Below are 23,168 nucleotides of genomic sequence, written 5' to 3' on the forward strand. Positions count from 1 at the left end.
CGGCAGGTTCCGTTAGGCCAGGCCGAGTTGCTCCATCAGTGCGGGGGCATCCCACATGACGTATTCCTCGGCGATCTTGCCGTTGTCGTCCCAGCGGCACATGGTGGCGAAGTTGACCACGAAGGACTTGCCGGTCGGCGGGATGACCCGGCCGCCAGGGCCCTGTAGCGGTCCTGTGTGCGTGCCGCGCATCAGGCTCATCGCACATGTCCAGTCGCCGCCCCCGAACGTGGTGCGGTACGGGTCGTTGTCGACTCGGATGTCGGGGAATGCCGTGATGAGGGCTTCGGTGTCTGCGCGGTGGGTGTGGATGTCGGTCGTCGGCTCGGTGCGTCCGGTGAGGTACACCTTGACGTCGTCGGTGTGGAGCGCTTCGAAAGCCTGCATGTCGTGGGTGTTGAAGCCGTCATCGGCTGCCTTCTGCCGGGCGATGTTCGCCGTGACGAGGTCCTGCTCGGTGCCATTCTCAAGATCTGACATGTCTCTTTTCCTTCTGCGTTCACTTGGTCTTGCTTGCGATGGGTTCCGTTTCCGGGGCCGGGGTCAGGCCGCGGCGGTTCCGGTGACTGGGGCGCGGCCGGTGGCGTACTCGTAGGCGGCCGCGATGACCTTCCCGGCCACGGCGAGGTCGGCCTGGTCGCGAGGGGCGTACAACATGACGACGTTGACGCCGCGATGGTAGAGCGGGTGCTTCTCGCCCCAGCCGGAGGCCAGGAACGAGGCGTGGTCGGCTGGGTCCAGGGCCAGGTGGAGGCTGCCGTCGGCGTGCAGGTGGGCGAACTCCGCGTTCCAGCGGGGCGGGAAGAGCACGGCGTCCTTGGCCGGGGCGACGTCCTTGAGGAGAACCGCCCAGGTGTCGGGGGCGGAGATTTCGCTGCGGCCCGTGACGGTGCCGGGCAGTGTGCCGGCCATCCACTGCCGCAACTGTTCCCTGATCTGCGGCGGGCTGGTCTGGGTGAGCTGGAGGTGCGGGACCTCGGGGCCGGTCCGGGGCCGAGTGCCCTCGCGTTCGGGCAGTGCCGGGAATGTCATGGTGATACCTCCTTCGCGTCCAGGACCTGCCCGTGGCGGGGCGGGTCCGACGTGTCAGCGCCCCGGTGGGTGTTCCAGGCGCCGCTTCTTCTACCACCAGGCTACTATCTCCGATATAGTGGTTACCTTGAGGAAAGTGCCCGCGGTGGCGGGAATCCTGAGGCGAAGGAAAGACCATGACCGACGTGACTGAGCAGGCGTGCCCGATCAACCCGATGCTTGACCTGGTGTTCAGCCGCTGGACGACGCCGATCCTGTGGGCGCTGGCACACCACGGTCGGCTGCGCTTCAACGAGTTGCAAAGGGCCGTGCCCTCGATCACGCCGAAGGTTCTCACCCAGCGCCTGCGCCAACTCGAACGCGACGGCCTGGTCGTCCGCACCTACCACGCGGAGATCCCGCCACGCGTGGAATACGAGATCAGCGACCTGAGCCGCACCCTGATCCCAGTCTTCGACACCCTCACGAGCTGGTCCGGTGCGCATATGCAGCAGGTCGCCGCAGCCCGCCGCGCCTACGACACCGCGCAGGCAGAAGAGGCGGCCTGGGCCGAAGGCTGAGCTTGGTCTTTATAAAGAAGGTGCGTTGCGTAGCCTAGGTGGCCAGCTCAAGGCGGCCGCCCTGTGCGCTCGCGGCGGCTGCGGCGGCGATTGCGCGGCGAGAGCTGGTTCCGTGGCGCCGGTGGACGCCCCGGTGAATGCGGCTGTGCGCGCCTTCTTGGGGGTCATCCACAGGGACGGCCTCACCGCGCCGTCCACGAGGAAGGGCCCGCAGGCCAGCGCCCGTTGCGCGACTTCTCGTTCTGACCGGGATGTTCGAGTACCGCCTGCGCGGCGAACTCCGGTTTCGCTCACGGAAGGCATCCAGGCGCGCGGCACACCACTCACCGCGGTCCTGCCGTCCACGGGAACGCGGTCGCCTGCGATCGCACCCCTTGGGCTGACCGCGACCGGTTCGGCTCGCCCAGTTCGGACAGGAGGTCCTCGCCGAGTCGCGTCAGTTGTTCCAGGATCGACGGCGTCAGCCAGTGGGGGCGGAGCGCGAAGAGCAGGTCCTCAGTCGCGGTGTTTCCGCTGGCGCCGGGGGCGAAAGGGCACCCGCCGAGGCCGCCGAGCGCACCGTCCACCATGCTCGCGCCGGCTTCGACGGCGGCGAGAGTGTTGGCGACGCCCTGTCCCCAGGTGTCGTGTCCGTGGAACACGGTGCGGCGGGCAGGGGCCTCCGTCCGAAGCCTACGGATGAGCCGGGTCACCTCCGCCGGAACGGCCTGACCGAGGGTGTCGCAGACGACGATGTCCTCGGCGCCGGCCGTCCGGGGGTCCTGGGCGATCGAGATGACCCGGTTCGGGTCGACCGGGCCTTCGAAGGGGCACGTAAAGGCGGTGGCCAGGCACAACTGGATGCTGCCGCCGGCGCCGAGCGCGTTCTCCACGGCCTGGGGCATGGCGGCGAGACTCGCCTCGGTGTCTCTGCCGATGTTGGCCAGGTTGTGCGCGTCGGACACCGACAGGCAGTACTGGACGTGCCGGGCGCCGCCGTCCATCGCGCGCCGCACCTGGCCGGGTGTCGCCACCCAGATCCAGCACCGGTCGCGTTCCTCATCGGTGAGCTCGGCGAGGACCTCCAGGGTGTTCGCGAGCGGCGGCACAAGATCGGGGCGGGCCAGGGAGCCGACCTCCAGTGCCGGCAGGCCGATCCGGAGCAGTTCCCGCACCACCTGCACCTTGACGCCGACCGGTAGCGTCTTGCCGGTCAGCTGCAGTCCGTCGCGCAGTGTCACGTCCCGCACGAGTACGGTCATCGGGGCACCTCGATCCCGGCCCATTCGTCTGCCTCCGAGGCGGTGTCGCGGTCGGCGCTGTCGTGCTTGCGGAACTCTTCGAGGACCTCGGCGGTGTGTTCCCCGAGGTCCGGACCCAGACTCCGGACGGGAAGCGATGCCCCGCCCAGCACGGGCACGATCCCCGGGAAGCCGACCCGCTGCGGCTCGGCGGCCCCGGTGTCGACGTCGAAATACTGGATCATGTTGCGCGCCCGGTACTGGGCGTCGGTGACGATGTCGGCGGCTTTGTAGATGGGAGCGGCCGGCACCCCAGCGGTTGCGAGCGTTTCGAGTACCTGCCGCTGCGGAAGGGACGCGCTCCAGTGGGCGATCTGCTCGTCCAGTTCGTCTCGTCGTTCCCACCGCCCGGCGTTGTCCGTCAGATCGGGGCGCTCCGCGAGATCGGCTCGCCCGATGGCGCGCATCAGCCGACGAAAGATCTCGTCCCCGTTTCCGGCTATGACCACGCTGGTGCCATCGGCGCACGGATAGGCGTTGGAGGGGGCGATTCCTTCCACACGTCCGCCGACGCGGGTGCGTTCGACCCCGTGGGCAAGATGGTCGGGGACGAGCGACTCCGTCACCGAGAGCACCACTTCGTTGAGCGCCACATCGATCACCCGCTCGGCAAGCGGCGCGTGCGGGCGCCCACTCAAGGACTCGCGGCGGTAGAGCGCCATCACGGCGCCGAACGCGCCATAGAGGCCGGCGAGGGAGTCCCCGATGGAGATGCCGGTGCGGGATGGCGGACGGTCCGGTTCGCCGACCAGGTCACGGAGGCCGCCCACCGCCTCGGCGACGGCGGCGAAGCCAGGACGGTCCGACATCGGTCCGGTCTGACCGAAAGCGGAGATCCGCACCACGACGACGCCCGGACGCGCCGCGTCCAGCTCCGCAGGGCCGAGCCCCCAAGCCTCCAGTGTGCCGGGCCGGAAGTTCTCCAGGACCACATCGGAGCGGGCAACGAGGCCGAGTGCCGCCGCGCGACCGTCCGCCGTCTTCAGATCAAGGACCACCGACTTCTTGTTGCGGTTGATCGTCCGGTAGAGCATCGACGTGGTGCCGGCATAGAGCCGCCAGTTCCGCAGTTCGTCTCCAGTCTTCGGTCTCTCGATTTTTACGACCTCGGCTCCGAAATCGGCCAGCAACCGGCCTGCGGCCGGTGCGGCGATATAGTTGCCGAGCTCAAGTACTCGAATACCCGCCAGGGGTAGCGATACGTTCGTCGCCATGCCTGCAGTATCAATGAGATGTGGTGGCGTGAATACCAGCCGCCGGCCCAGGCTGGGACCGTTTCGTTTGGTTCGCGGGCCTCGTGACTCCGGTTATGGCGCCGCTTAGATTGGCGCCCGTCGCAGAATTCCAAGTGCGCAATTCTCTCTCGCTTTCGGGTGTATGCAAAGGAAGGGACGAGACGGATGACCTCTGAGGGGGCGACTGTCACCGGACCGGCCGATCAGGGCGGCAGCGTGCGGGCGGAACTCGGATCCGATCTGCGCCGGGTCATGGCGGAGTACCCGACGGGTGTTGTGCTCGGCACCGCCTATTCGGCGGACGGTCCGGTCGGAATGACCTGCAATTCCTTCACGTCGGTCTCGCTCGAGCCGAGACTGGTGTCGATCTGCGCGGTGCTCACGTCGTCAACCTGGCCGCTCATCCGCGCAGGCGGCCATTTCTGCGTCAACGTGGTCGCCAGCCATCATGCCGAGCTGACTCGGACCTTCGCCATGCGCGGGGTGGACCGCTTCGGGGCCGGCTCATGGGGACGCAGGCCGGGCGGACCATCCCTCAGCGACACCATGGCCTGGCTGGACTGCCGGATCTGGGCCGAACGCGAAGCCGGTGACCACGTGATCGTCATTGGTGAGGTGCAGTCGATGGAGGTGCACGCCCGGTCCGCTGAGCCACTGGTGTTCTGGCGCGGTGCCTATGGAACGGTCGCATGAACGGTCAGCGCCTCGTTCTCCAGGAACTGCATGACCGCCAACGCACAGCGAAGCTCCAGTTGACGGCTCTTGACGTGGTGGCCGAGGAGCCGTTCGGCCTTCGACAGCCGGTAGGCCACGGTGTTCCGGTTGACGTAGAGCCGGTTGCCCGCATGGACGAGGCTGCCGTTCTCGGCGAGATAGCAGGCGACGGTGTCGCGGACCTCGCGCATCTCGGCCGTCGGCTGTGCGAGCTCGCCCAGGGTGTCCTCGACGAAGCGTCGCGCCAGCTCCGGGTTCGCCGTGAGCAGGGCGACGACCTCGACGTCCGCGTAATCCACTTCGGCGGGTGCGGCCACGTCATGCCGGGCCAGCCGCATCGCCTCGAGGGCCTGCAGATGACTCATGCGGAAGCCCTCCGAACCCGGGCCGGGACGGCCACACGCTACCCGGATGGGCGGCGCACCGGTCCTGGCCGCAGCCGGAGGTCTTGGTTGCGCGGGCTCACCGGCGTACCAGATCCAGACCTCTTGTTCGTTCACAGGGACGACGAGCGTCGGCGCGGTGCCCAACTGCGTCGTGAAGGCCGCGGCCGCGCGCTGGAGCACGGCGGGGGCAGGAGGATCGGGGCAGAAAAGGATGTAGGCGCGATGTGTGCCCGCCAGCGCGTAGTCCAGGGTGACTGATGCCTGGGCGAGGTCGAGGCTGTGGCCGGCGACCAACTGACGGATCAGTTCCCGACGGTTGGCTGCGACGCCGGTGGCCCATTGGGCGCGTTCGGCCAGGTAGCGCTCCTGCATGTCGGTCGTGAAATCGGTGAACGCCGCCAGCACGATCGGGACGACGCGACGCATCTCCGCCGGGCGCTGGTCGGCCGGTGCGTGGATCTCGATCTGCTCCAGGAACGCGTCGACGAACCACGTGGGGCCGGTCCGGACTGCCTGGAGCACCGTGGGCAAGGGGATCCCCATACGGACGAACTCCTGATTCGCGAGCTGGTTCTCCCTCGTCATCAGTCCGCGCTGCTCGTTGAGTGCGACCGACAGCAAGACGCGGACCGCGCCTGCCTGAACGCCGTTGAGGAAGGTCGGTGCGGGACGGACCGGATCTCCGGGCAGGGCAAATTCCGGATGCAGCCGCGCGAGCTCGGTGGCTACCCGCCGGCCCATCTCGATCGCCCATCGCCAGGCCCCTTCGCCGACCCGATTGCGTGTCTCGACATCGTCGGTGAAGTGCCTCTGGGGTGTGGCGCTGTGGGTTGCCTGCGGCTTGAGCCGCCGAACCCACACGGGCGGCGCTGCAGACAGAATCGCGATATCCACGCTGTCCCCTCCATTGGGGTCGTGACGATCCCGGGCCCGAGCCGCTGGGTGCGGGTCCTACCCGGTCAGGTGCGGGCCATGGCCGGCACCTTCAGCTCGACTTCCGGACATCGCCGTAGCGGGTCAGCAGGGCGGTGCCATCGCCGTTGGCGTGGATCGGGTCGTATTCGCGCAACATCCGCAGCCAGTGGTGCGGATCGTCGAAGCAGGTCGGCGGCACGCTGAACATGTCGAAGGAGCGAGCCTGTGCCTCGGCGCTCGTGGGCTGCGGTGTGCTCATGGTCCTCCGCTCGGGGTACCACCCGAGTGTGTGGCCCACGACGCCGCGCAAGTAAGCGGGAGAACCCGATGCTGCGAGGGCAGATCCCGCAGGCTCGTCATGCTCGAGCGTCAGTCGGCCGCCGGGCGCACCATTCCCCGGCCGATCGCGACCGCCACCAGATGGACCCGGTTCCGGGCGCCGAGCTTGCGAACGATGGAGGCGACATGCCGCTCGATCGTCTTGGGGGCGAGGTAGAGCTTCGCGCCGATCTCGGCGTTCGTGAGTCCTTCGGCGATGAGCCTGAGGGTGGCCCATTCGCGCGAGTTGAGTGCGGCGTCGGCGGCCGTGTTCTCCCCCGGCGAGCCACTGTGGGTTTCCACTGTGCCCCCCGCGACCAGACTTGTGACGGACTCGAGGAGCTCAGCTCGTTCGAGGTTCTGCCGGAGAACGCCCGCCATGCCTGCCGCAGCGAGATCCTCTGTCAAGCCCGCGCCCGGGCGGCTCGTGAGGCCGATCACCACGGCTCCCGAGCAGGCCGCGCGGACCTCGCGCGTGGTGTCGGCGGCCGTCTCGTCCTCGGCGTCCACGAAGACGACATCGGGTTGCAGCCAACCCAGCGACCGTCGCGCCTCCTCGGCGGCCGCGGCGTGCCCGACGACCCGCAGCTCATGCTGGGCGTCGAGGAAGTGCGTGAGACCCGCTCGCCGGACGCCCTGCTGATCCAGAACGAACACCCGCAGGGAGCGGGTGGGCTCATTCTCCGGAACCGCAGCGAGCCACCGCTCGTCCTCAAGATCACGGCGGATCGGCTGGGTACGGGGCAGGTCGAGTACGAGCGTGGTGCCGCGCTCGGACTCGTACTCGGTGTAGACCCGGCCACCGAGCGCCTGGGCGCACTCCGCGATGGTCTGCAGTTCGCCGCGAGCAGCGGTCTGGATGTCGAGATGGCGCTGGCCACGTGCCCCATCGTCGGTCACGTTGAGCAGCAGGTCGTCGTCGACAGTGACCGAGACCCGGACGCGCCTGGCACCCGCCGCGTGCGCTGCGGCCAGCCCGGCACACATCACCCCGTGGCCCATCCGGCGGGCCGTCATCGAGAGCGTCGCGAGATCGCCGGCCAGCCGAACCTCCGCCGCGACACCGTACGTGGCGGTAAAGGATGCCACCGTCTCCCTCAGGACCCGCTCGAACGGCCGGGAGCGGAGCGGGGGCGGGGCGATGTCCGCGAGCGCCGCGTTGATCTCCGCACGCGCGGAGTCGAGGAGTTCGCCGATACCGGCCAGCGGGCCCTGGAGGCCGGGCACCGAGCCGTCGTAGGTGAGTAGGTCGCCGATTGCCTGGCGGGCGGAAACGAGCACGCCCTGCGAAACCCGACCGAGGTCACGCGCCAACCTGGTCCGCTCCGTCTCGATGGCCTCACGCAGCGCCGCCGGTCGCACCGACTCCTGTCGACGGAGATGATCGATGAAGGGTGCCGCGTGGTCCGCGATGTCCTGGGCGACCCGGATGTCGGGCCGGCAGTAGAAGCCGGCGGTCCGGCTGAGGAACTGCACCATCCCGAGCCGTTGATCGGCCAGCCGCAGCGGCACGCTCAGCGACGACCGGAAGCCGGCCCGCGCCAGGATCCGCGCCCCCCTGCTGTGCGGCGCGCGGTCACGAGCGATGTCCTCGGTCAACATCGGCAGGTCCCGCATCAGGCTGTCTCGGAGTCCGAATTCCGAGATGGGGAAGATCGTCTCCTCGTCCGGCAGCGGTACGGCGCCGGCAACCGCGAAGCGCTCGATCGCGCGATCCCCCGCCGTCAGGAGGAAAACCGTGAGACGGTCGTGCCGGAGGAGCGGTTGCAGCGCGGTCGAGAAGCCACGAACCGCCCGCGCCACCTCCTCCGTCCCGCGGTGCGCCGGCATGATACGGCCGTCCGGATCCGCCATGGCGAGGTAAGCCGCGCGCGACGCGACGACGCATGCCGCGTGCTCGACCGCAGACAGCTCCTCATCGGGGAAGCCGTGCAGCTCAAGAAGCATGGGCTGCACACCCAGCGACCGCAGTGGGACGAACACGGTTCCGTCCGGCCTACGGGCCACCTCGGAAGCTACGGCGGCAGTCGAGAGTACCTCGGTCGACTGGCTCGGCAACACCGCGTCAACCGGGAAGCGTGCCAGCTCAACGGTGTCGATCGAGCCCAGTACCCAGATGCGCCCACGGAACTCCGGAACGTTCTCGAACGCCTGACCAACGCAGAACAGCAACTGGGTCCAGTCGGACGCGGACAACAGACACTTCGCCAGCCGGAGCAGCCGGTCGGATCCCTCCACGACCCGAGGAACGGATGTCCGCACCCCGCCTGGAAGGGGCAGCAGGAGGTCATCAGCGACCATCGCACACCTCGGTTCAGATCGAGCCCCGCTCATGTTCCACGAAAGCGGCTTGCGGGGGAACCCCACCACCGTTGCGGGTATCGCCGCTTGTGGGAGCTGTCCTCAGCGATCCACGCTCCTATTCCGAACGAACGCTCCGGAGCCTGCACACACCGGAGTGTCAGCCCACGAGTCCGGGATTCGTCACTCGTCCTTACCGAACGAGAGGAAATGAACTCAGCATGATCGTCGTGAAAGGCCCTGACGGCTCCCGGCAAGAGTACGACGGGAAGACGGGCCAGGCGCTGATGTGGCAGCTGCGTCCGCACAAGATCGGAATCGTCGGACTCTGCAACGGGAACGCCACGCGCGATACCTGCCATGTCTACGTCGCACCGGAATGAGCTGAGCAGCTCGAAGAACCGGACGAGTACGAAACGGAAATGCTCGAGGAACTGGGGAGTCGCCGCGACAGCTCCCGGCTGAGCTGCCAGATCGAATACCAGCCCGAGCTTGATGGCCTGGAAGTGACGGTCGCGCCCAGAAACCAACCCCGCATCCCGCCGCAATCGTGTCACCGAAGAGCAAGGAATTCCGATGCCGCAGATCACCATCAGCCACCGTACGGACAAGCCGCTGCTCGACGTCGCCATGCTCTCGCACGGGACCCTGGCCAGTATCGACCTGCAGGCTTCTCGCGAATTCTACGAAGAGGTCTTCGGCCTCGAAGTCGTCCAGCTCAGCTCCGTCTCGATACTGCTGCGCAAGGGGACGGACCACACGTACGTCGTCGTCGAGACCGAGGCGCCGAGCACGATGACCATGCTCGACCACAACGGGATCGACGTCGCGTCGAGGGAGGCCGTCGATGCTGCCTACGAGACGCTCAACGAGGTCAAGGACAAGTACGGAATCAAGCGCGTCAACAAGATCATGGAACAGCACGGCTCCTATTCCTTCTACCTCCAGGACCGCGACGGGAACTGGTGGGAGGTCCAGCACGGCCGCCCGCACGGTTACGCCTTCACCTATGCGGAAGGCCGCGACATCACCGGCCGGACCGACATCGATCCCGACGCCGTGGAGCACGTCCTCGACGACGAGTTCGCGGCGCGGCTGCGCTCCACGAGGTGAACGCAGCCGGGCAACGCCCGGTCATGAGGACGAGACCCCGTAGAGGAGATCAGGTGACGCCGCGCAACGTCGTGGTCGTCGGCGCCAGTGTCGCCGGCGTCCATACCGTTCGGACCCTGCGTCGGCAGGGGTACGACGGTCGCCTGACGCTCCTGGACGCCGAACCCGAGCTGCCGTACGACCGCCCGCCGTTGTCCAAGCAACTCCTCGCCGACGACCTGGACGAGTCCGACATCCGGCTACTGACCGATGACCAACTCGTCGACTTCGACATCGAGGCGATGCTGGGAACGCCGGCGCGCAGCCTCGACATCGGCGGCCGCCGGATCGGCACCGACAACGGCGGGATCAGCTTCGACGGGTTGGTCATCGCCACCGGCTCGGTCCCGGTGCGTCCGCGAGGGTGGGGCTCCCTGGACGGCGTCCACGTGCTGCATTCACTGGGCGACGCCCGCGGCCTGCGGGCCGACCTGGCCCGCGGCAGGCCGCACGTGGTGATCGTGGGTGCCGGCTTCATCGGATGTGAGATCGCGTCCTCGGCACGAGCCCGCGGCCTCGACACGACGGTTGTCGAGATTCAACCACTGCCCCTGCAGCGCGCCTTGGGACCGGCGCTCGCGGCGCCGCTGATGCGTCTGCACCAAGATCACGGTGTGCGCATGCTCTGCGATGTCGGGGTCGCCCGACTACTCGGCCGCAACCGGGTGGAGGAGCTCGAACTGACCAACGGGACCCGGATCAGCGCCGACGTCGTCGTGCTCGGCGTCGGAACGGCACCGGCGACGGACTGGCTCGTGGCGTCCGGCCTGGAGATCACCGACGGCGTGGCGACCGACCGGATGCTGCGCACCGCCGTGCCGGGTGTCTACGCGGCCGGCGACGCCGCCCGCTGGCCTCATGGGCGGTCCTGCTCCCTTCGGGTCGAACTGTGGACCAATGCCCGAGAGCAGGGAGCGCGCGCCGCAGCGAACCTTCTACGGCCCGACGCCGCCGAGCCCTACAACGGCGTGCCCTACCGGTGGTCCGAGCAGCACGGCCGGCTACTGCAGATTGCCGGGTCGACCCACGGTGGGGACATTCGGTTTCTGCGGGGCGGTCCAGACGACGGTTCCTGGCTGGCGGTGCTGGTCGACGAGGAGCTGGTCGTCGGCGCGGTCGGGTTCGACCAGGGCGTCGCCTTCCGACAGTTCAGGCGATTGATCGCCGAGAGGATTTCGTGGTCAGCGCTACCCGACCACTACGACAGCCGGGCCTGACCCCGGCCGCACCCGCCACCTACACGAAGGACAGCCATGCGACTTGTGACGTACACCGCGTTCGGCGGGCCCCCGCTGCCCGGCGCCGAGTTGCCGGACGGCGCCGTGCTCAGCCTGCCCGCGATACTCGGTGACCGCACGCCACCCACCGTCGCGAGGCTCATGGGCGCCGATCGCGCCCTGTTCGAGGAGATCGACGCGGCGCTCGACGCCGCCGCTGCGGACCCGGCCGCTGCCGTGGCCGCGGGACGGCTCGTACCGGCGGGCAGTGCGCGGCTGCTGGCTCCTCTCGGCGAGCGGGTGCTGATGGTCTGCGCCGGCGCGAACTACCGGTCCCACCTCGCGGAGATGGGGGAGGAACCGGCCGAGGAACTGGCCTGGTTCGTCAAGAACCCCAACTCGGTCATCGGCACCGGCGAACCGATCCGGCTCCCCGCGCGGTTCCAGGACAAGGTCGACTTCGAGGGCGAGCTCTGCGTCGTCTTCGGCAGCACCTGTCATGCCGTGTCCGCCGAGGACGCCCTGTCGTACGTGGGCGGCTACACCCTCATGAACGACGTCTCGGCCCGGGACGCGCTCGACGGCCTGGCGGCGGCGCGGACACCCGCCGATGGCCGGTACGCCTGGATGAACATGCTGTTGGGCAAGCAGTTCCCGACCTTCTCCCCGCTCGGCCCGGCAGTCGTGACCGCCGACGAGATCGGCGATCCCGGAGACCTCGACCTCACCACCACGGTCAACGACACCGTGATGCAGAACGCCAACACGAGCGACCTGTTGGTGGGCATCCCCGAACTCATCGAACGCCTCTCCCGGTACTACACCTTCGAGCCCGGTGACGTGCTGAGCACCGGCACCCCGGCGGGGGTCGGCGCCGGCCACACGCCTCCGGTCTACCTCGCACCCGGCGACGTCGTGGCCGTACAGGTCAAGGGTCTCGGTGCGCTGATCAACCCGGTCGAGGCCGCCTCCACCCGGAAGGGCACCCGATGACCCAGAACCACGCCGACATCCTGTCGAAGTTCCCCGAGACCTTTCAGGGTCCGGTACTGCGGCCCGGCGAAGAGGGGTACACCGCCGCCCGGTCGATCTTCAACATGCGGTTGGCCCACGAAGACCCCGCGCTGATCGCGCGGGCCGTGGACGCCGACGACGTCGTCACCGCGGTGCGGTTCGCCGCCGACTCCGGAATCCCGCTCGCCATCCGCAGCGGTGGCCATGGCGTCGACGGGACAGCGATGCCCGGTGGTGGTCTGGTGCTCGACACCTCACTGCTCAAACGGATCGACGTCGACCCGCGGACCCGGGTGGCGAAGATCGACGCCGGAGTCCTCCTCGGGGAGCTGGACGGCGGGCTGCAGCGGTACGGACTGGTGGTGCCGGCCGGGACCGTGAGCACCACGGGCGTCGCGGGACTCACCCTCGGGGGCGGCGTCGGGTACCTGATGCGCCGGTTCGGAGCCACGGTCGACAACCTCCTGGCGTGCGACGTGGTCACCACCGACGGCAGGAAGGTGCGGGCCAGCGCGGAGGAGAATCCCGACCTGTTCTGGGGTCTGCGCGGTGGCGGCGCGAATCTGGGGGTTGTCACCCGCTTCGAGTACCGGGCGCACGAACTGGGGCCCGACGTGACCAGCGGCCTGCTCGTGTTCGGGATGGACGAAGCGGCGCAGGTGCTCGACGGGCTCGCGCACCACATGCGCACCGCTCCACGTGAGTTGGGCGTGATCGCCTCGATGGCGCCGTGTCCGCCGCTGCCGTCCGTCCCCGAACAGGCGCACGGCCAGTGGGTGCTGCTGCTGGTGGTCGTCTGGACGGGTGATCAGGCGCGTGCCGGTGACATCGTCGCGCCGCTCGTCGCGCTGGGCAGACCGCTGGCCAACCTCGTCCAGCCCACGACATGGGTGGAGACCAACCGGATGCTCGATGTGGTGGCGCCCTACGGCCACCGCGCGCACACCTGCGGTGGGTACTTGACCGATCTGACCGACGGCGCCGTGGCGGTCGCCCTGGAGCACACCCGGCTCGCGCCGCCACCCGCTGACGTGCTGCCGCCGACGATCATCAACTTCTGGGCGATGGGCGGGGCCATCAGCAACGACTTCGCCGAGGATTCCGTGGCCTTTTCGCGCGAGGGGGCCGGCTGGTTCTGGGAGACGCTCGGCCAGTGGGACGGCGAGGAGAACGATGCCGCCTACGTCGCCTGGGTCGACGGTGTGCGCACGGCGATGCGGCCGCACCTGCGGGCGAACGGCTACGTCAACCTCAGCGTCGACCAGGGGCCCAAGTGGCTTCGTGGGCTCTACGGCAGCCCGGCGAAGTTCGCTCGGCTCGCCGAGGCGAAGACCGCGTGGGATCCGGGAAACATGCTGCGTTTCAACAAGAACATCGCGCCGGCGAAGGCGGGCACATGACCGTCGAATTGACCGGGGACGACCTGGCGCTGCTCGGCGAGTCACACGTGGGCATCGTGGCGACCCTGATGCGCGACGGGTCCCCACAGCTGACCCCCGTCTGGGTCGATACCGACGGGGAGACGGTGCTGTTCAATACGGCGAAGGACCGGATCAAGTACCGCAATCTGCGGCGCAACCCGATGGTGTCGCCGGCCGTTGTGGACCCGGCGAACCACTGGCGGTGGCTCTCGGTGCGCGGCCGCGCCGAGATCGTCGAGGACGGCGCCCTCGAGCACGTCCACCGGCTGGCCAAGAAGTACCTCGGTGTGGAACAGGCCCGGGTGGTGGTCGCCGAGAACATCCAGGCGCTCCGTGACGCCGACCTGAACCACCTCGCCGTACCGAAGCGGTCCGGCGGTGCCCAACACAACCTGCGCACCTTAGTCGAGACGGTCGCCGAACTGGGCCGGGGCTGTGGGGCGACGGCGTGGGTCACCGCACTGAGCAACGGCAACGGCTTCCTCGCCGGCCTGTTCGGCGACCAGTGCCCATGAGCCACGTCGCCGGCATGCGGGGCACCGGGTCCAACACCCTGGTCGCGCACGACATCGTCGTGCCGGAACACCGAACCATCTCCGTAGTCAAGGCCGTCGGTGGAATCAACGGCAACGAGCACCCCGACGAAGCCCTGTACCGGTCGGCGTTCGTGCCGTACCTGTGCCTGATCGTGACCGCGCCGATGCTCGGCATGGTGCAGGGCGCCCTCAAGCACATCGACGAACTCCTCGCCAGGGACAAGGCGATGGCGTACGTGCTGGCACCGAGCGCCCGCGCGGTGGCCGGCGTGCAGCGCAGCCGGGCCGAGGCCCAGATCGCCTTCGACGACGCGTGGCTGCACGCTCGCCGGGTCGCCACGGTGGTGGACGAGGCGGCCGCCGCAGGCACCTACCCCGACTACGCCGAGCGTGCCCGCGCCAAGATGGACGTACGCAACATCCTGCGGCTGTTGCGTACGTCGATGCAGCACCTGCTGGACATCGGTGGCGCGAGCAGCTTCGCCGAATCCAGCCCACTGCAGCGGTTCTGGCGCGACCTCGAGGTCGCCAGCCGGCATGGAGTGCTCAACCCGCAGATCGCAGCCGAAGCGTACGGCCGGGTGCTCGTGGGCGTCGAGAAACCCATCACTCCTCTGGCCTGAGGTGGAACTCCGAACTCTTCGCTCTCGAAAGGCAGTGACCACGGGACAGATCGAGATCGCGCGGCGGGTGATCGACCGGCATCGCACGCTGTTCAGCACAGCGGCGTACGAAGGGGGCGCCGGCACTTCGAGCAGCTCTTCGACACCTTCGAGGCGCTCGGGGTGAAGGTCGTCCTGAACCCGGTGGACGTCATCGTGAACTGGCCGGAGGCCGCCGCCCGCATGGAGGTCGCACCGCAGACCTCAGCGGGACAGAAGAACCTCGACGCGATCCAGATCTTCACTCTCGCCGAGGACGGGGCCGGGTCGCGGGCTTTCGCACCTTCGTCGACGCGGAGGCGATGGCCGGCGCCTTCGCCGCCGCGTCCTGGGAGCAACAACTATGAAGAACGTCGTCGTCCCTCGGCGCCGGGGTGGCAGGGCTGCGCGCGGTGGACCCCCTCCGCGGCAAGGGAGTCGGCGCATCGCCCTGGCCTCGGCAGAGGGCGAAGAGCCCTACAACCCCCCGCCGTTGTCCAAGGAGTTGCTGACGGGCACGCTCGACGAGGCCGATATCCGGCTGCGCACCTTCAGCGAGTCGGAGTCCCTCGACGTCGAGATCGTGCTCAGGACCAAGACGGCCGCCTCTGCCAAAGGCGTTCACCGCACGCGGTATCCCGCCCCTGAGATTGTCTCGACCACCTGTGGCTCCCCGAGCTTCTTGCGCAGTTTCATCACGGTGACCCGGACGGTGTTGGTGAACGGGTCGGTGTTCTCGTCCCACGCCTTCTCCAGGAGCTGCTCGGCGGAGACCACCGCCCCTTCGGCCAGCAGCAGTTCGGTCAGGACGGCGAACTCCTTGTTCGCCAGCCGGACTTGGCTCCCTTCCCGGAAGACCTCGCGGCGAGCGGGGTCGAGCCGGACGCCGGACCGTTCCAATACCGGGGGAGCCGCGGGGCGGGCGCGGCGGGCGAGGGCGTGCACCCGGGCTGTCAGTTCCGCGAGGGCGAACGGCTTGGGCAGACAGTCGTCGGCACCGAGGGTCAGCCCCTCGACCCGGTCGTCGACGGTGGCCGCCGCGGTGACCATCAGTATCCGGGCGGTGCTCCGGGAGGCGACGATCGCCTGGCAGACGGCATCGCCGCGGATGCCGGACAGGTCGCGGTCCAGTACGACGACGTCGTACGCGTGCAGTTCGATCCGTTCCAGAGCGGCCGACCCGTCGGACACGAGGTCCACCGCGAACGCCGCCCGCCGCAGCCGCTCGGCGACCGAGTCGGCCAGGATCCGCTCGCCCTCGGCTATCAGAACGCGCACTCGCTACCTCTCCCTTCTGTGGTTACGACCTGGTTATGCGGGTCTGTATTGACTTGCGGTGACCTCGGGGACGGGAGAGAAGGAACCTGATGAGGACGTCCAAGAAGAGTGTGTGCGTGGTGATCGGGCTGGCCTGTCTGACGGTGGGTGTTCCAGTGACATCGGTGATGGGGGCGAACTCCACCGTGACGGGCGCGCCGGCGCCCACGCCGGTACCCACGCCCGTAGTGGCCGCCGCCACGGCCGCCCTGCCGACCGCGGTCACCGCACCTCCGGCGGGCAACGGCCAAGCCTTCTACCACAACCCGATCATCGACTACAGCGGCAAGCTCCAACTCCCCGACAACTACACGGAGAAGGAGTTCCTGGTCTCCGGCACGGCGAACGTCTACGAGCACGGCCCCGACGGCGAGGTGCGCGTCAAGCAGGCCGATGTGCCGTACACGACCCGGGTGTTGGTGCGGATGCCGAAGGACCCGCGGGACTTCACCGGCAAGGTGCACATGGAGGCGGGTCCCTCCGGGCTCGACGGCCTGTCCCGCTCCGCCGACAAGGTGTTCGCCGACGGAGACGCCTGGGTCACCGTGCTCACCCACGCGCTGTCGTCCTCCACGCAGCGCATGAAGACGGCCGACCCGGTCCGCTACGACGCCCTCAGCCTCCCGGAGTTCGGGCAGAACTGGGACATCCTCAGCCAGGTGGGAACCCTGCTGAAGACCCGCACCGCGGACAACCCGCTGAACGGCTACCGGGTCAAGGCGGTGTACGCCAACGGCTGGGCCTTCGCCGCCTCGGTCTGGCTGACGTACACGGGCGAGGGCTTCCACGACCGCATCCGCATGCCGAACGGGCGGCCCGTCTTCGACGGCTACCTGATCGGCAACCCCGGCGACTACCAGCCGATCAACTCCGCCGCACCGGCCGTCGCCAAGGACGACCCACGCCAGAAGGTCCGCGACCTCGACGTACCGGTCATCGTGCTCCTGACCGGGCCACAGGAGGAGCTTCGTCGCCGCCCGGACGGCCCCAACTACCGTGTCTACGAGGTCGCCGGCGCCTCCACCGCTTCCCCTCGCGCGGCCCGCGCCTACGGCCAGACACCGGAGGCCTTCCTCACCACCGGCCCCTTCGCCTGCGACTACGACGTCAGCCGCTTCCCCTTCAACCAGACCTTCCAGTCCTCGCTGACCCGCCTGGAGAACTGGTCCGAGAAGCGTGAGACCCCGCCGGCTTCCGCCCAGTTCGAGCGCAACACCGACGGCACCGCGAAGCTCGACGCGTACGGCATCCCCCTCGGCGGTGTCCGCACCACCTACAGCGACCTGCCGACCGCCCGCTACTTCGCCAACTCCACAGACCAGCGCTACTCGATCTGCACCAGCGCCGGCGCCCAGGAGCCCTTCTCCCAGGAGCGGATGAAGTCGCTCTACGGGAGCAAGACGTCGTACGTGAAGCAGATCGCCCGCGAGACGAACCGGCTGCAGCGCCAGGGCTGGCTGCTGCCCGGCGACGCACGGGAGCTCCGGCAGGAGGCGAAGGCCGTCGCCGACTTCTGACCACACGTCAGTCTCCCCGCCGCACCGGCAGGATCACCGACGAAGGGTGGTCCGGGTCATGGAAGACCAACTGGTCGGCGGGGACCAGCGCGGTCGCCGTCGCCCTCGGCTCGCCCGAGCCGGGGTTGCGGTTGTAGCGCGGGAAGGCGCCGCTGGAGACCTGCACCCGGATACGGTGACCGCGCCGGAAACGGTACGCCGTCGGCCACAGCCGCACCTCGGCCCGGGTGACGGCGTCGGCGCGGGTGAGGCTCACCAGGCCGTCGCACACATTGGTCGAGCGGCCCTTCTCGTCCACGTCGCAGAGGCGGACGAAGACATCGGCGTAGGGCAGTGAAGAGCTGAACCAGATCTCGGCGCCCACCTCTCCGACCACCTCGGTGTCCTCCTCCAGGACCGCGGTGGTGTACGTCAGCACGTCCTCCCTGGCCTCGAGTCGGCGGTTGTCGACCCGGCCTCCCCGGACACCCACCGCCATGCGGACACCGCCGACGGCCGGGGTAGGGTCGGCCGGGTCGTAGGGGTAGCCGTCCGGTGTGGAGGGCGGGGCCGGCTCGGCGGACAGCGTCCCGGCCGGCCGAAGGTACAGCCGTTCGGGTTCGTACCCGGGCGGCGGCCAGGACGGAAAGTCCCGCCACCGCTCTTCACCCATCACATACAGGCGTACGGCGGCCCGCTCCGCCGGCTCTTGGCCGCGTGCGAGGGGCAGCGCGAAGTCCAGGGCCTCGGCGGTCGACACCGCGCCCGCCCCCATGGACACGTGGGACCAGGGGCCGATGGTGAGCCGGGCGCGGGCTCGGCCGGCCTTCTGCAGAGCCTGGAAGTCGCGGAGCTGGCCGGGCAGGAAGATGTCGTACCAGCCGCCGACCGTGCTGACCGGCACCGTGATGTCGGCGACCCGGTCGCGGTGGTCGACCGGCTGCCAGAACGGGGAAGTGGCGTCATGGGCGAGGACGTTCTGGAAGTAGGAGGACGGGCGGCCCAGGACGGCCTTGTCGGCGTCCGTGAGCGGCAGTGTCGTCATCGCCCGGCGTACCCTGCCCGCACCCAGGAGCTGCCCGAGCCGTGAGCCCTGCTGTTCCTGTCCGGCCACCTGCACGCCCCAGCCGAACGGTGCCTCCAGCGAGAAGCCGTCGCTGCGCACCTGTTCCAGCGTGAACGCCGATTCGGACAGCGACGGGACGATCGCCTTCACCCGACCCGGCGCGGCGTCGGCGACGGCCCACTGGGCATATCCGAGGTAGCTGCCGCCGAAGAGGACGATCCCGTCGCCGCACCAGGGTTGCTCGAGGAGCCAGTCCAGGGTGTCGAGGCCGTCCTCGCGTTCCCGGCGCAGTGGGTCGAAGTCGCCGCCGGAGCCGAAGGTGCCGCGGGTGGACTGCACGACGACCTGGTAGCCGCGTTCGCAGAGTGGGCGGGCGAGCTGGGTGGCGATCACGCCGGTGCGGCCGTAAGGGCTGCGCAGGAGGGCGGTGGGCAGCCCGTCGCCGCCCGTCGCCGGTGTCCAGCGGTCGGCGAGCAGGACGGTGCCGTCCCGCATCGGGACCCGCCGGTCGCGTTCGACGGTCAGGCGCCGGGTGCGGGGTGGAGGGAGGTGGAGGAGGTGCTGGAGGGCATGACTGGCGAGGCTCATGGGGATGTCCTTGCGGGTCGGTGAGTGGAAAGGGGCAAGGCTTCGCCGCGCCGCGACGCGATGGGACACGGCGGCGAACGGGTGTGCTGCGATGGGGAGTTCAGTCGATACGCGGCTGGACCAGGCCGGCGTCGTACGCCATGATCACGGCCTGGACCCGGTCGCGGGCGCCGAGCTTGGTCAGGACCTTGCCGACGTGCTTCTTCACCGTCGACTCCGTCAGGACGAGCCGATCGGCGATCTCGGTGTTGGTCCAGCCCCGCGCGATGGCGAGCAGCACCTCGTGCTCACGTTCGCTGAGCGTGCTCAGGCGCGGGTCGGTGCCCGTTGACGGGGAGAAGAGGCGGTGGGCGTGAGCGTCCAGAAGACGCCGCGTGAGGCGGGGAGCCACCACCGCGTCACCGGTGGCCACCGCGTGGATGCCGGCGATGAGTTCCTCGGGGCGGGCGTCCTTGAGGAGGAAGCCGCTGGCTCCCGCCCGCAGTCCGGCGTGGGCGTACTCGTCGAGGTCGAACGTGGTGAGGATGAGGATGCGGGTGCGGCCGCCGGAGGCGACGATGCGGCGGGTGGCCTCGATGCCGTCCATGCCGGGCATGCGAATGTCCATCAGTACGACGTCCGGGCGCAGTTCGGCGGCCATGCGGACTGCTTCCGCGCCGTGCCCGGCCTCACCGACGCACTCCATGCCGGGAGCGCTCTTGAGGAGCATGCGGAATCCGAAGCGCTGCATGGGCTGGTCGTCGGCGATCAGGACGGTGGTCATGAGGCGTGGCCTCCCGAGGCCGGAGCAGGGGCAAGAGGTGTGGACTCGACGGCGGGTTCGGACTCCGGCGTCTCCAGGGTGACGTCCACGAGCCAGCCGGGCCGGTCGGGGCGGGGGCCTGCGGTGACCGTACCGCCGTACATCGCGGACCGCTGCCGGATGCCCACCAGGCCGTGCCCGGAGCCGTCACCGACGGGACGCGATGGCTGCGCCCCCGGGGGCGGGCCGGTGTCGACGACCCCGACTCGGATGCCGTCCGGGACGACGGCCACGGTCACCTCGGCCTTCGTGCCCGTGCCGGCGTGCTTGAGGGTGTTGGTCAGGGCTTCCTGCACGACGCGGTAGACGGTCAGCTGCACCCCGCTCCCCAGCGGGACGAGATCTCCCTCCGTCCGGTAGGAGACGCTCACTCCGGCGGCCCGCACCCGCGACAGCAGCGTGGGAAGGTCGGCGAGGCCGGGCTGCGGGCCGAGCGGGGGCTCTTCCTGCCGCCGCGCGCCCAAGACCCCGAGAACACGACGGAGTTCGTCCATCGCCTGCCGGCCCGTGTCGCCGATCATGCGCAGCGCCTCGGCGGTGTCCTCGTCCCGGCCGGTGGCGAGCGACGCGGCGCCGTCGGCGAGGCCGACCATGACGGAGAGGTTGTGCCCGACGATGTCGTGCATCTCCCGGGCCACGCGGGAGCGTTCGGCGGCGGCGGTGATCTGCTCACGCTGGTCCCGCTCGATCTCCAGGCGGGCCGCCCGTTCCTTGAGGGCCGCCAGGTACACCCGCTGGATGCGCAGTGCCAGCCCCAGCGCGATCGCGGCGATCAGCTGGCTGACCAGGAGCAGCAGCCCCAGCAGCGGTTGATCGGTGGGAAGCAGGAACCACACCGCCCCGCACATCTCGACGAGGGCCACCGCCGTCGCCCAGCCGAGCAATCGCAGCGGCCCGTGCAGTGCCAGGTTGTGAAGGGCGGCGAGCAGACAGGCCGCGGCCGGCAGCCACAGGTCCAGCGTCCACGGCACCACGGCGAGCACGGCGACGACGCCGAAGACGACGGCCGGTCGCCGACGCCGCCACCACAGCGGTACGACCATGACGGCGGTGACGACGACTCGCAGCCCGACCGTCAGCGCATCGTGCGCCGCCGAGGTGTCGAACGGGCCGCTGTCGCCGCCGAACAGCGCGTCGAGCAGGGTCACGGCGACGATGACCGGCAGGACGAGCGAGTCGAACAGCCACGGGTGCCGGCGGTCGATCCGGCGCACCCGGGCCTGCGCACCCAGCAGCCGGCCCACGATCGGAAGCCGCCAGGCCGACTCCAGTCCCGGGGGCGGGGGCCCGCCGGGTCCGGCCGGGGGGTGGTCGGCCGGACCCGTAGTGCCCGGCGTGCTGGTCGTCATCTGGATACCGTCCACTCGGTTCAGGCGTCGGTCCGGGTCAGCCGGACGCCGGCCATCGCCAGGGTCAGCACGGCCCACCCGACGAGCGCGGCCAGTCCGGCACCGGGCGAGAGCAGATCCGCCGAGCCGTGCAGGGCCGTCAGCGCCTCACCGGCCTTGCCGGGCAGGTACGGGGTGACGGCCTCGCCCACCGAGTCCGGCAGCAGCGAGGTCAGGCCCGGCACGATGAGCAGCACGGAGACCAGCACGGCGATGCCGGACGGGGTGGACCGCAGCAACGCGCCCAAGGCCACGCCCCACACCCCGATCAGGCCCAGGTAGAGACCCGCACCGGCAAGGGCGCGCAGCACTCCGTCGTCCCCGAGGGCGAGCGCGATGTCCGTGTCCTGCAGGGCGACACCGCCGAGCTGGAAGGCAGCCAGCGCACCGACCGAGCTCACGGCGGCCGTGATGAGGCCCAGCACCAAGCCCTTGGACCACAGCACCGGAAGCCGTTTCGGTACGGCCGCCAGCGTGGAGCGGATCATGCCCGTACTGTACTCACCGGCCGAGACCAGGACGCCGAGCACTCCGACCGCGAGGCCCGCGAAGGTCATGCCGGTCAGCGCGAGGCCGACCGGGCTGTCGCCGAGGGGCGGTCCACCAGAGCCGGCGGTATCGGGGCGGTAGGCCGCCGACGCGGTGGCCCCGATCGCCACCAGTACGACCACGGACAGGCCGAGGGTGACCCAACTCGACCGTACGGACCAGAACTTGCTCCACTCCGAGCGCAGGACGCGCGGAAAGGTGACCTTGTGAGAAGGGGCGGTCGCCGTACTCATCAGGCAGCCCTCTCAAGGTTCGTGGCGCTCTGGTATTCCACGGTGTCACTGGTCAGTTCCATGAACGCCTCCTCCAGGGAGACGGTCTGCGGGGTGAGTTCGTAGAGCGGGATGCCGTGCTGCGCGGCCAGGGTGCCGATCCGGCGTGAGTCCATGCCCTCGACCACGAGTTCTTCCCGGGCGGCGGAGGTGAGGGTGACGTCCGGACCCGACAGCGCGGTCCACAGCCTCTCCGGTTCGGTGGTGGCGACCTTCACACCTCGCCCGCCGGCCTGCTTGATGAACTCCTCCACCGTGGTGTCGGCGAGCAGCCGCCCCCTGCCGACGACGACCAGTCGCTCGGCGATCAGCGCGGCGGCGATGCCGAGCCGCTGGCCCATGCCCAGGGAGAAGGCGCCGGCCCGTTTGTGGGCCACGCTCGTGAGGCCGGCCGGCTCGATGACCTCGTCGACGCGGCGGCGCGAAATGCCGTGGGTGTGGGCCAGGGCCATCAGATGGGCGAAGGCGGAGCGGCCCGGGTGGACCGACCGGGCCTCCAGCAGCGAGCCGATCTCCCGCAGGGGTGCGGCGTGCCGGGCGTACCGCTTGCCGTTCACGGTCACTGTCCCGCTCGTGGGCCGGTCCAGACCGATGATCATGCGCATGGTCGTCGACTTGCCGGCCCCGTTGGGTCCGAGGAAGCCGGTCACCCGGCCCGGTCGGACGGTGAGGGTCAGGTCGTCGACGGCTGTCTTGTCGCCGTAGAGCTTGGTGAGTCGCTGTACGTCGATCACGAGTGCCGGTCCTCCCGGGCGCCGATCGGTCCACGCGAACTGGCGGACCGCCCGCCCTCGCGCCACGGCCACTGCTGGGCCGTGACACCAAGCTAGGCGCGGATCGGGAAGGGACCGTGGGACTGTGGGGGACTTCCTTGAACGCGGGAGCGGTACTGCAGTACCAGGTGGCGCGCCGGCTCAGAGGCGACTTCGAGAGCCTTTCGGGCTGGGGCCCTGGTGACGATCACTCAC

The 23,168-nt window shown here is 69.5% G+C and carries 23 protein-coding genes; 10 read left to right on the forward strand and 13 right to left on the reverse strand.

Annotation, left to right across the window (positions count from 1 at the left end; translation table 11 throughout):
• Positions 1 to 12 precede the first annotated feature (12 nt).
• Together ACLZN2_RS19090 and ACLZN2_RS19095 are read right to left on the reverse strand one after the other, a co-directional pair.
• A complete protein-coding gene (locus ACLZN2_RS19090; RefSeq protein ID WP_416979684.1) occupies positions 13 to 480 on the reverse strand; it encodes an ester cyclase in 468 nt (155 codons plus the stop codon).
• A gap of 63 nt (positions 481 to 543) precedes the next feature.
• Positions 544 to 1,032 carry a luciferase family protein gene (locus ACLZN2_RS19095; protein WP_416979685.1) on the reverse strand — a complete coding sequence of 163 codons (489 nt, stop codon included), beginning with the start codon at positions 1,030 to 1,032 and terminating at the stop codon, positions 544 to 546.
• Between the two features lie 176 nt (positions 1,033 to 1,208).
• On the opposite strand from ACLZN2_RS19095, the gene ACLZN2_RS19100 reads away from it, so the two are divergent.
• The gene (locus ACLZN2_RS19100) at positions 1,209 to 1,592 is read left to right on the forward strand and encodes a winged helix-turn-helix transcriptional regulator (RefSeq protein WP_416979686.1); all 384 of its coding nucleotides are present in this window, start codon (positions 1,209 to 1,211) and stop codon (positions 1,590 to 1,592) included.
• Positions 1,593 to 1,915: 323 nt separating this feature from the next.
• Here the strand turns inward: ACLZN2_RS19100 and ACLZN2_RS19105 are convergent, their stop codons facing one another.
• The gene (locus tag ACLZN2_RS19105) at positions 1,916 to 2,833 is read right to left on the reverse strand and encodes a hydroxymethylglutaryl-CoA lyase (RefSeq protein ID WP_416979687.1); all 918 of its coding nucleotides are present in this window, start codon (positions 2,831 to 2,833) and stop codon (positions 1,916 to 1,918) included.
• Complete coding sequence (locus ACLZN2_RS19110; RefSeq protein ID WP_416979688.1) at positions 2,830 to 4,086, reverse strand: CaiB/BaiF CoA transferase family protein; 1,257 nt, start codon at positions 4,084 to 4,086, stop codon at positions 2,830 to 2,832. The genes ACLZN2_RS19105 and ACLZN2_RS19110 overlap by 4 nt, the downstream gene beginning before the upstream one ends.
• A 186-nt stretch (positions 4,087 to 4,272) precedes the next feature.
• Here ACLZN2_RS19110 and ACLZN2_RS19115 point away from each other — a divergent pair, with 186 nt between their 5' ends.
• Positions 4,273 to 4,800 (forward strand): flavin reductase family protein, encoded by a 528-nt coding sequence (locus ACLZN2_RS19115; RefSeq protein ID WP_416979689.1) that lies wholly within the window; start codon positions 4,273 to 4,275, stop codon positions 4,798 to 4,800.
• Here the strand turns inward: ACLZN2_RS19115 and ACLZN2_RS19120 are convergent.
• From ACLZN2_RS19120 to ACLZN2_RS19130, 3 genes are all read right to left on the reverse strand, one after another.
• Complete coding sequence (locus ACLZN2_RS19120) at positions 4,782 to 6,101, reverse strand: PucR family transcriptional regulator (RefSeq protein WP_416979690.1); 1,320 nt, start codon at positions 6,099 to 6,101, stop codon at positions 4,782 to 4,784. The genes ACLZN2_RS19115 and ACLZN2_RS19120 overlap by 19 nt on opposite strands.
• A gap of 91 nt (positions 6,102 to 6,192) precedes the next feature.
• The gene (locus tag ACLZN2_RS19125; protein ID WP_416979691.1) at positions 6,193 to 6,381 is read right to left on the reverse strand and encodes a hypothetical protein; all 189 of its coding nucleotides are present in this window, start codon (positions 6,379 to 6,381) and stop codon (positions 6,193 to 6,195) included.
• Between the two features lie 110 nt (positions 6,382 to 6,491).
• Positions 6,492 to 8,678 (reverse strand): LuxR C-terminal-related transcriptional regulator, encoded by a 2,187-nt coding sequence (locus tag ACLZN2_RS19130; RefSeq protein WP_416979692.1) that lies wholly within the window; start codon positions 8,676 to 8,678, stop codon positions 6,492 to 6,494.
• A 284-nt stretch (positions 8,679 to 8,962) separates the two neighbouring features.
• Between ACLZN2_RS19130 and ACLZN2_RS19135 the strand changes: the two genes are divergently transcribed.
• The 7 genes from ACLZN2_RS19135 to ACLZN2_RS19165 all read left to right on the forward strand — a co-directional run bounded on the left by ACLZN2_RS19135 (position 8,963) and on the right by ACLZN2_RS19165 (position 14,704).
• Positions 8,963 to 9,124 carry a hypothetical protein gene (locus ACLZN2_RS19135; RefSeq protein ID WP_416979693.1) on the forward strand — a complete coding sequence of 54 codons (162 nt, stop codon included), beginning with the start codon at positions 8,963 to 8,965 and terminating at the stop codon, positions 9,122 to 9,124.
• A gap of 193 nt (positions 9,125 to 9,317) precedes the next feature.
• Positions 9,318 to 9,854, forward strand: coding sequence for a VOC family protein (locus ACLZN2_RS19140; RefSeq protein ID WP_416979694.1), 537 nt, complete (start codon positions 9,318 to 9,320; stop codon positions 9,852 to 9,854).
• Positions 9,855 to 9,907: 53 nt separating this feature from the next.
• Entirely contained in the window at positions 9,908 to 11,110 is a 1,203-nt protein-coding gene (locus ACLZN2_RS19145; RefSeq protein WP_416979695.1) for an NAD(P)/FAD-dependent oxidoreductase, read from the forward strand.
• 36 nt (positions 11,111 to 11,146) lie between these two features.
• Positions 11,147 to 12,103 carry a fumarylacetoacetate hydrolase family protein gene (locus tag ACLZN2_RS19150; RefSeq protein ID WP_416979696.1) on the forward strand — a complete coding sequence of 319 codons (957 nt, stop codon included), beginning with the start codon at positions 11,147 to 11,149 and terminating at the stop codon, positions 12,101 to 12,103.
• Positions 12,100 to 13,524, forward strand: a complete 1,425-nt coding sequence (locus ACLZN2_RS19155; protein WP_416979697.1) for an FAD-binding oxidoreductase — start codon at positions 12,100 to 12,102, stop codon at positions 13,522 to 13,524. Before ACLZN2_RS19150 ends, ACLZN2_RS19155 begins: the two co-directional genes overlap by 4 nt.
• Positions 13,521 to 14,060, forward strand: coding sequence for a TIGR03618 family F420-dependent PPOX class oxidoreductase (locus ACLZN2_RS19160; protein ID WP_416979698.1), 540 nt, complete (start codon positions 13,521 to 13,523; stop codon positions 14,058 to 14,060). The genes ACLZN2_RS19155 and ACLZN2_RS19160 overlap by 4 nt, the downstream gene beginning before the upstream one ends.
• Positions 14,057 to 14,704 carry a hypothetical protein gene (locus ACLZN2_RS19165; RefSeq protein WP_416979699.1) on the forward strand — a complete coding sequence of 216 codons (648 nt, stop codon included), beginning with the start codon at positions 14,057 to 14,059 and terminating at the stop codon, positions 14,702 to 14,704. The genes ACLZN2_RS19160 and ACLZN2_RS19165 overlap by 4 nt, the downstream gene beginning before the upstream one ends.
• A 639-nt stretch (positions 14,705 to 15,343) precedes the next feature.
• Here ACLZN2_RS19165 and ACLZN2_RS19170 read toward each other — a convergent pair.
• Positions 15,344 to 16,000, reverse strand: a complete 657-nt coding sequence (locus ACLZN2_RS19170; protein ID WP_416979700.1) for a response regulator transcription factor — start codon at positions 15,998 to 16,000, stop codon at positions 15,344 to 15,346.
• Between the two features lie 89 nt (positions 16,001 to 16,089).
• Here ACLZN2_RS19170 and ACLZN2_RS19175 point away from each other — a divergent pair, with 89 nt between their 5' ends.
• Positions 16,090 to 17,556 carry an alpha/beta hydrolase domain-containing protein gene (locus ACLZN2_RS19175; protein WP_416979701.1) on the forward strand — a complete coding sequence of 489 codons (1,467 nt, stop codon included), beginning with the start codon at positions 16,090 to 16,092 and terminating at the stop codon, positions 17,554 to 17,556.
• Between the two features lie 7 nt (positions 17,557 to 17,563).
• On the opposite strand, the gene ACLZN2_RS19180 is transcribed toward ACLZN2_RS19175, so the two are convergent.
• The 5 genes from ACLZN2_RS19180 to ACLZN2_RS19200 form a co-directional block, all read right to left on the reverse strand.
• Positions 17,564 to 19,189 (reverse strand): CocE/NonD family hydrolase, encoded by a 1,626-nt coding sequence (locus ACLZN2_RS19180; RefSeq protein ID WP_416979702.1) that lies wholly within the window; start codon positions 19,187 to 19,189, stop codon positions 17,564 to 17,566.
• Positions 19,190 to 19,289: 100 nt separating this feature from the next.
• On the reverse strand, positions 19,290 to 19,952 hold the full coding sequence (locus ACLZN2_RS19185) for a response regulator (protein ID WP_416979703.1): 663 nt from the start codon (positions 19,950 to 19,952) through the stop codon (positions 19,290 to 19,292).
• Positions 19,949 to 21,340 carry a sensor histidine kinase gene (locus ACLZN2_RS19190; protein ID WP_416979704.1) on the reverse strand — a complete coding sequence of 464 codons (1,392 nt, stop codon included), beginning with the start codon at positions 21,338 to 21,340 and terminating at the stop codon, positions 19,949 to 19,951. Before ACLZN2_RS19190 ends, ACLZN2_RS19185 begins: the two co-directional genes overlap by 4 nt.
• Positions 21,341 to 21,360: 20 nt before the next feature.
• Positions 21,361 to 22,161, reverse strand: a complete 801-nt coding sequence (locus ACLZN2_RS19195) for an ABC transporter permease (RefSeq protein ID WP_416979705.1) — start codon at positions 22,159 to 22,161, stop codon at positions 21,361 to 21,363.
• Complete coding sequence (locus ACLZN2_RS19200) at positions 22,161 to 22,934, reverse strand: ABC transporter ATP-binding protein (RefSeq protein ID WP_416979706.1); 774 nt, start codon at positions 22,932 to 22,934, stop codon at positions 22,161 to 22,163. The genes ACLZN2_RS19195 and ACLZN2_RS19200 overlap by 1 nt, the downstream gene beginning before the upstream one ends.
• Between the last annotated feature and the right edge of the window lie 234 nt (positions 22,935 to 23,168).

Source organism: Streptomyces sp. T028, from assembly GCF_048159505.1.
In the GTDB taxonomy this organism is placed as follows: domain Bacteria; phylum Actinomycetota; class Actinomycetes; order Streptomycetales; family Streptomycetaceae; genus Streptomyces.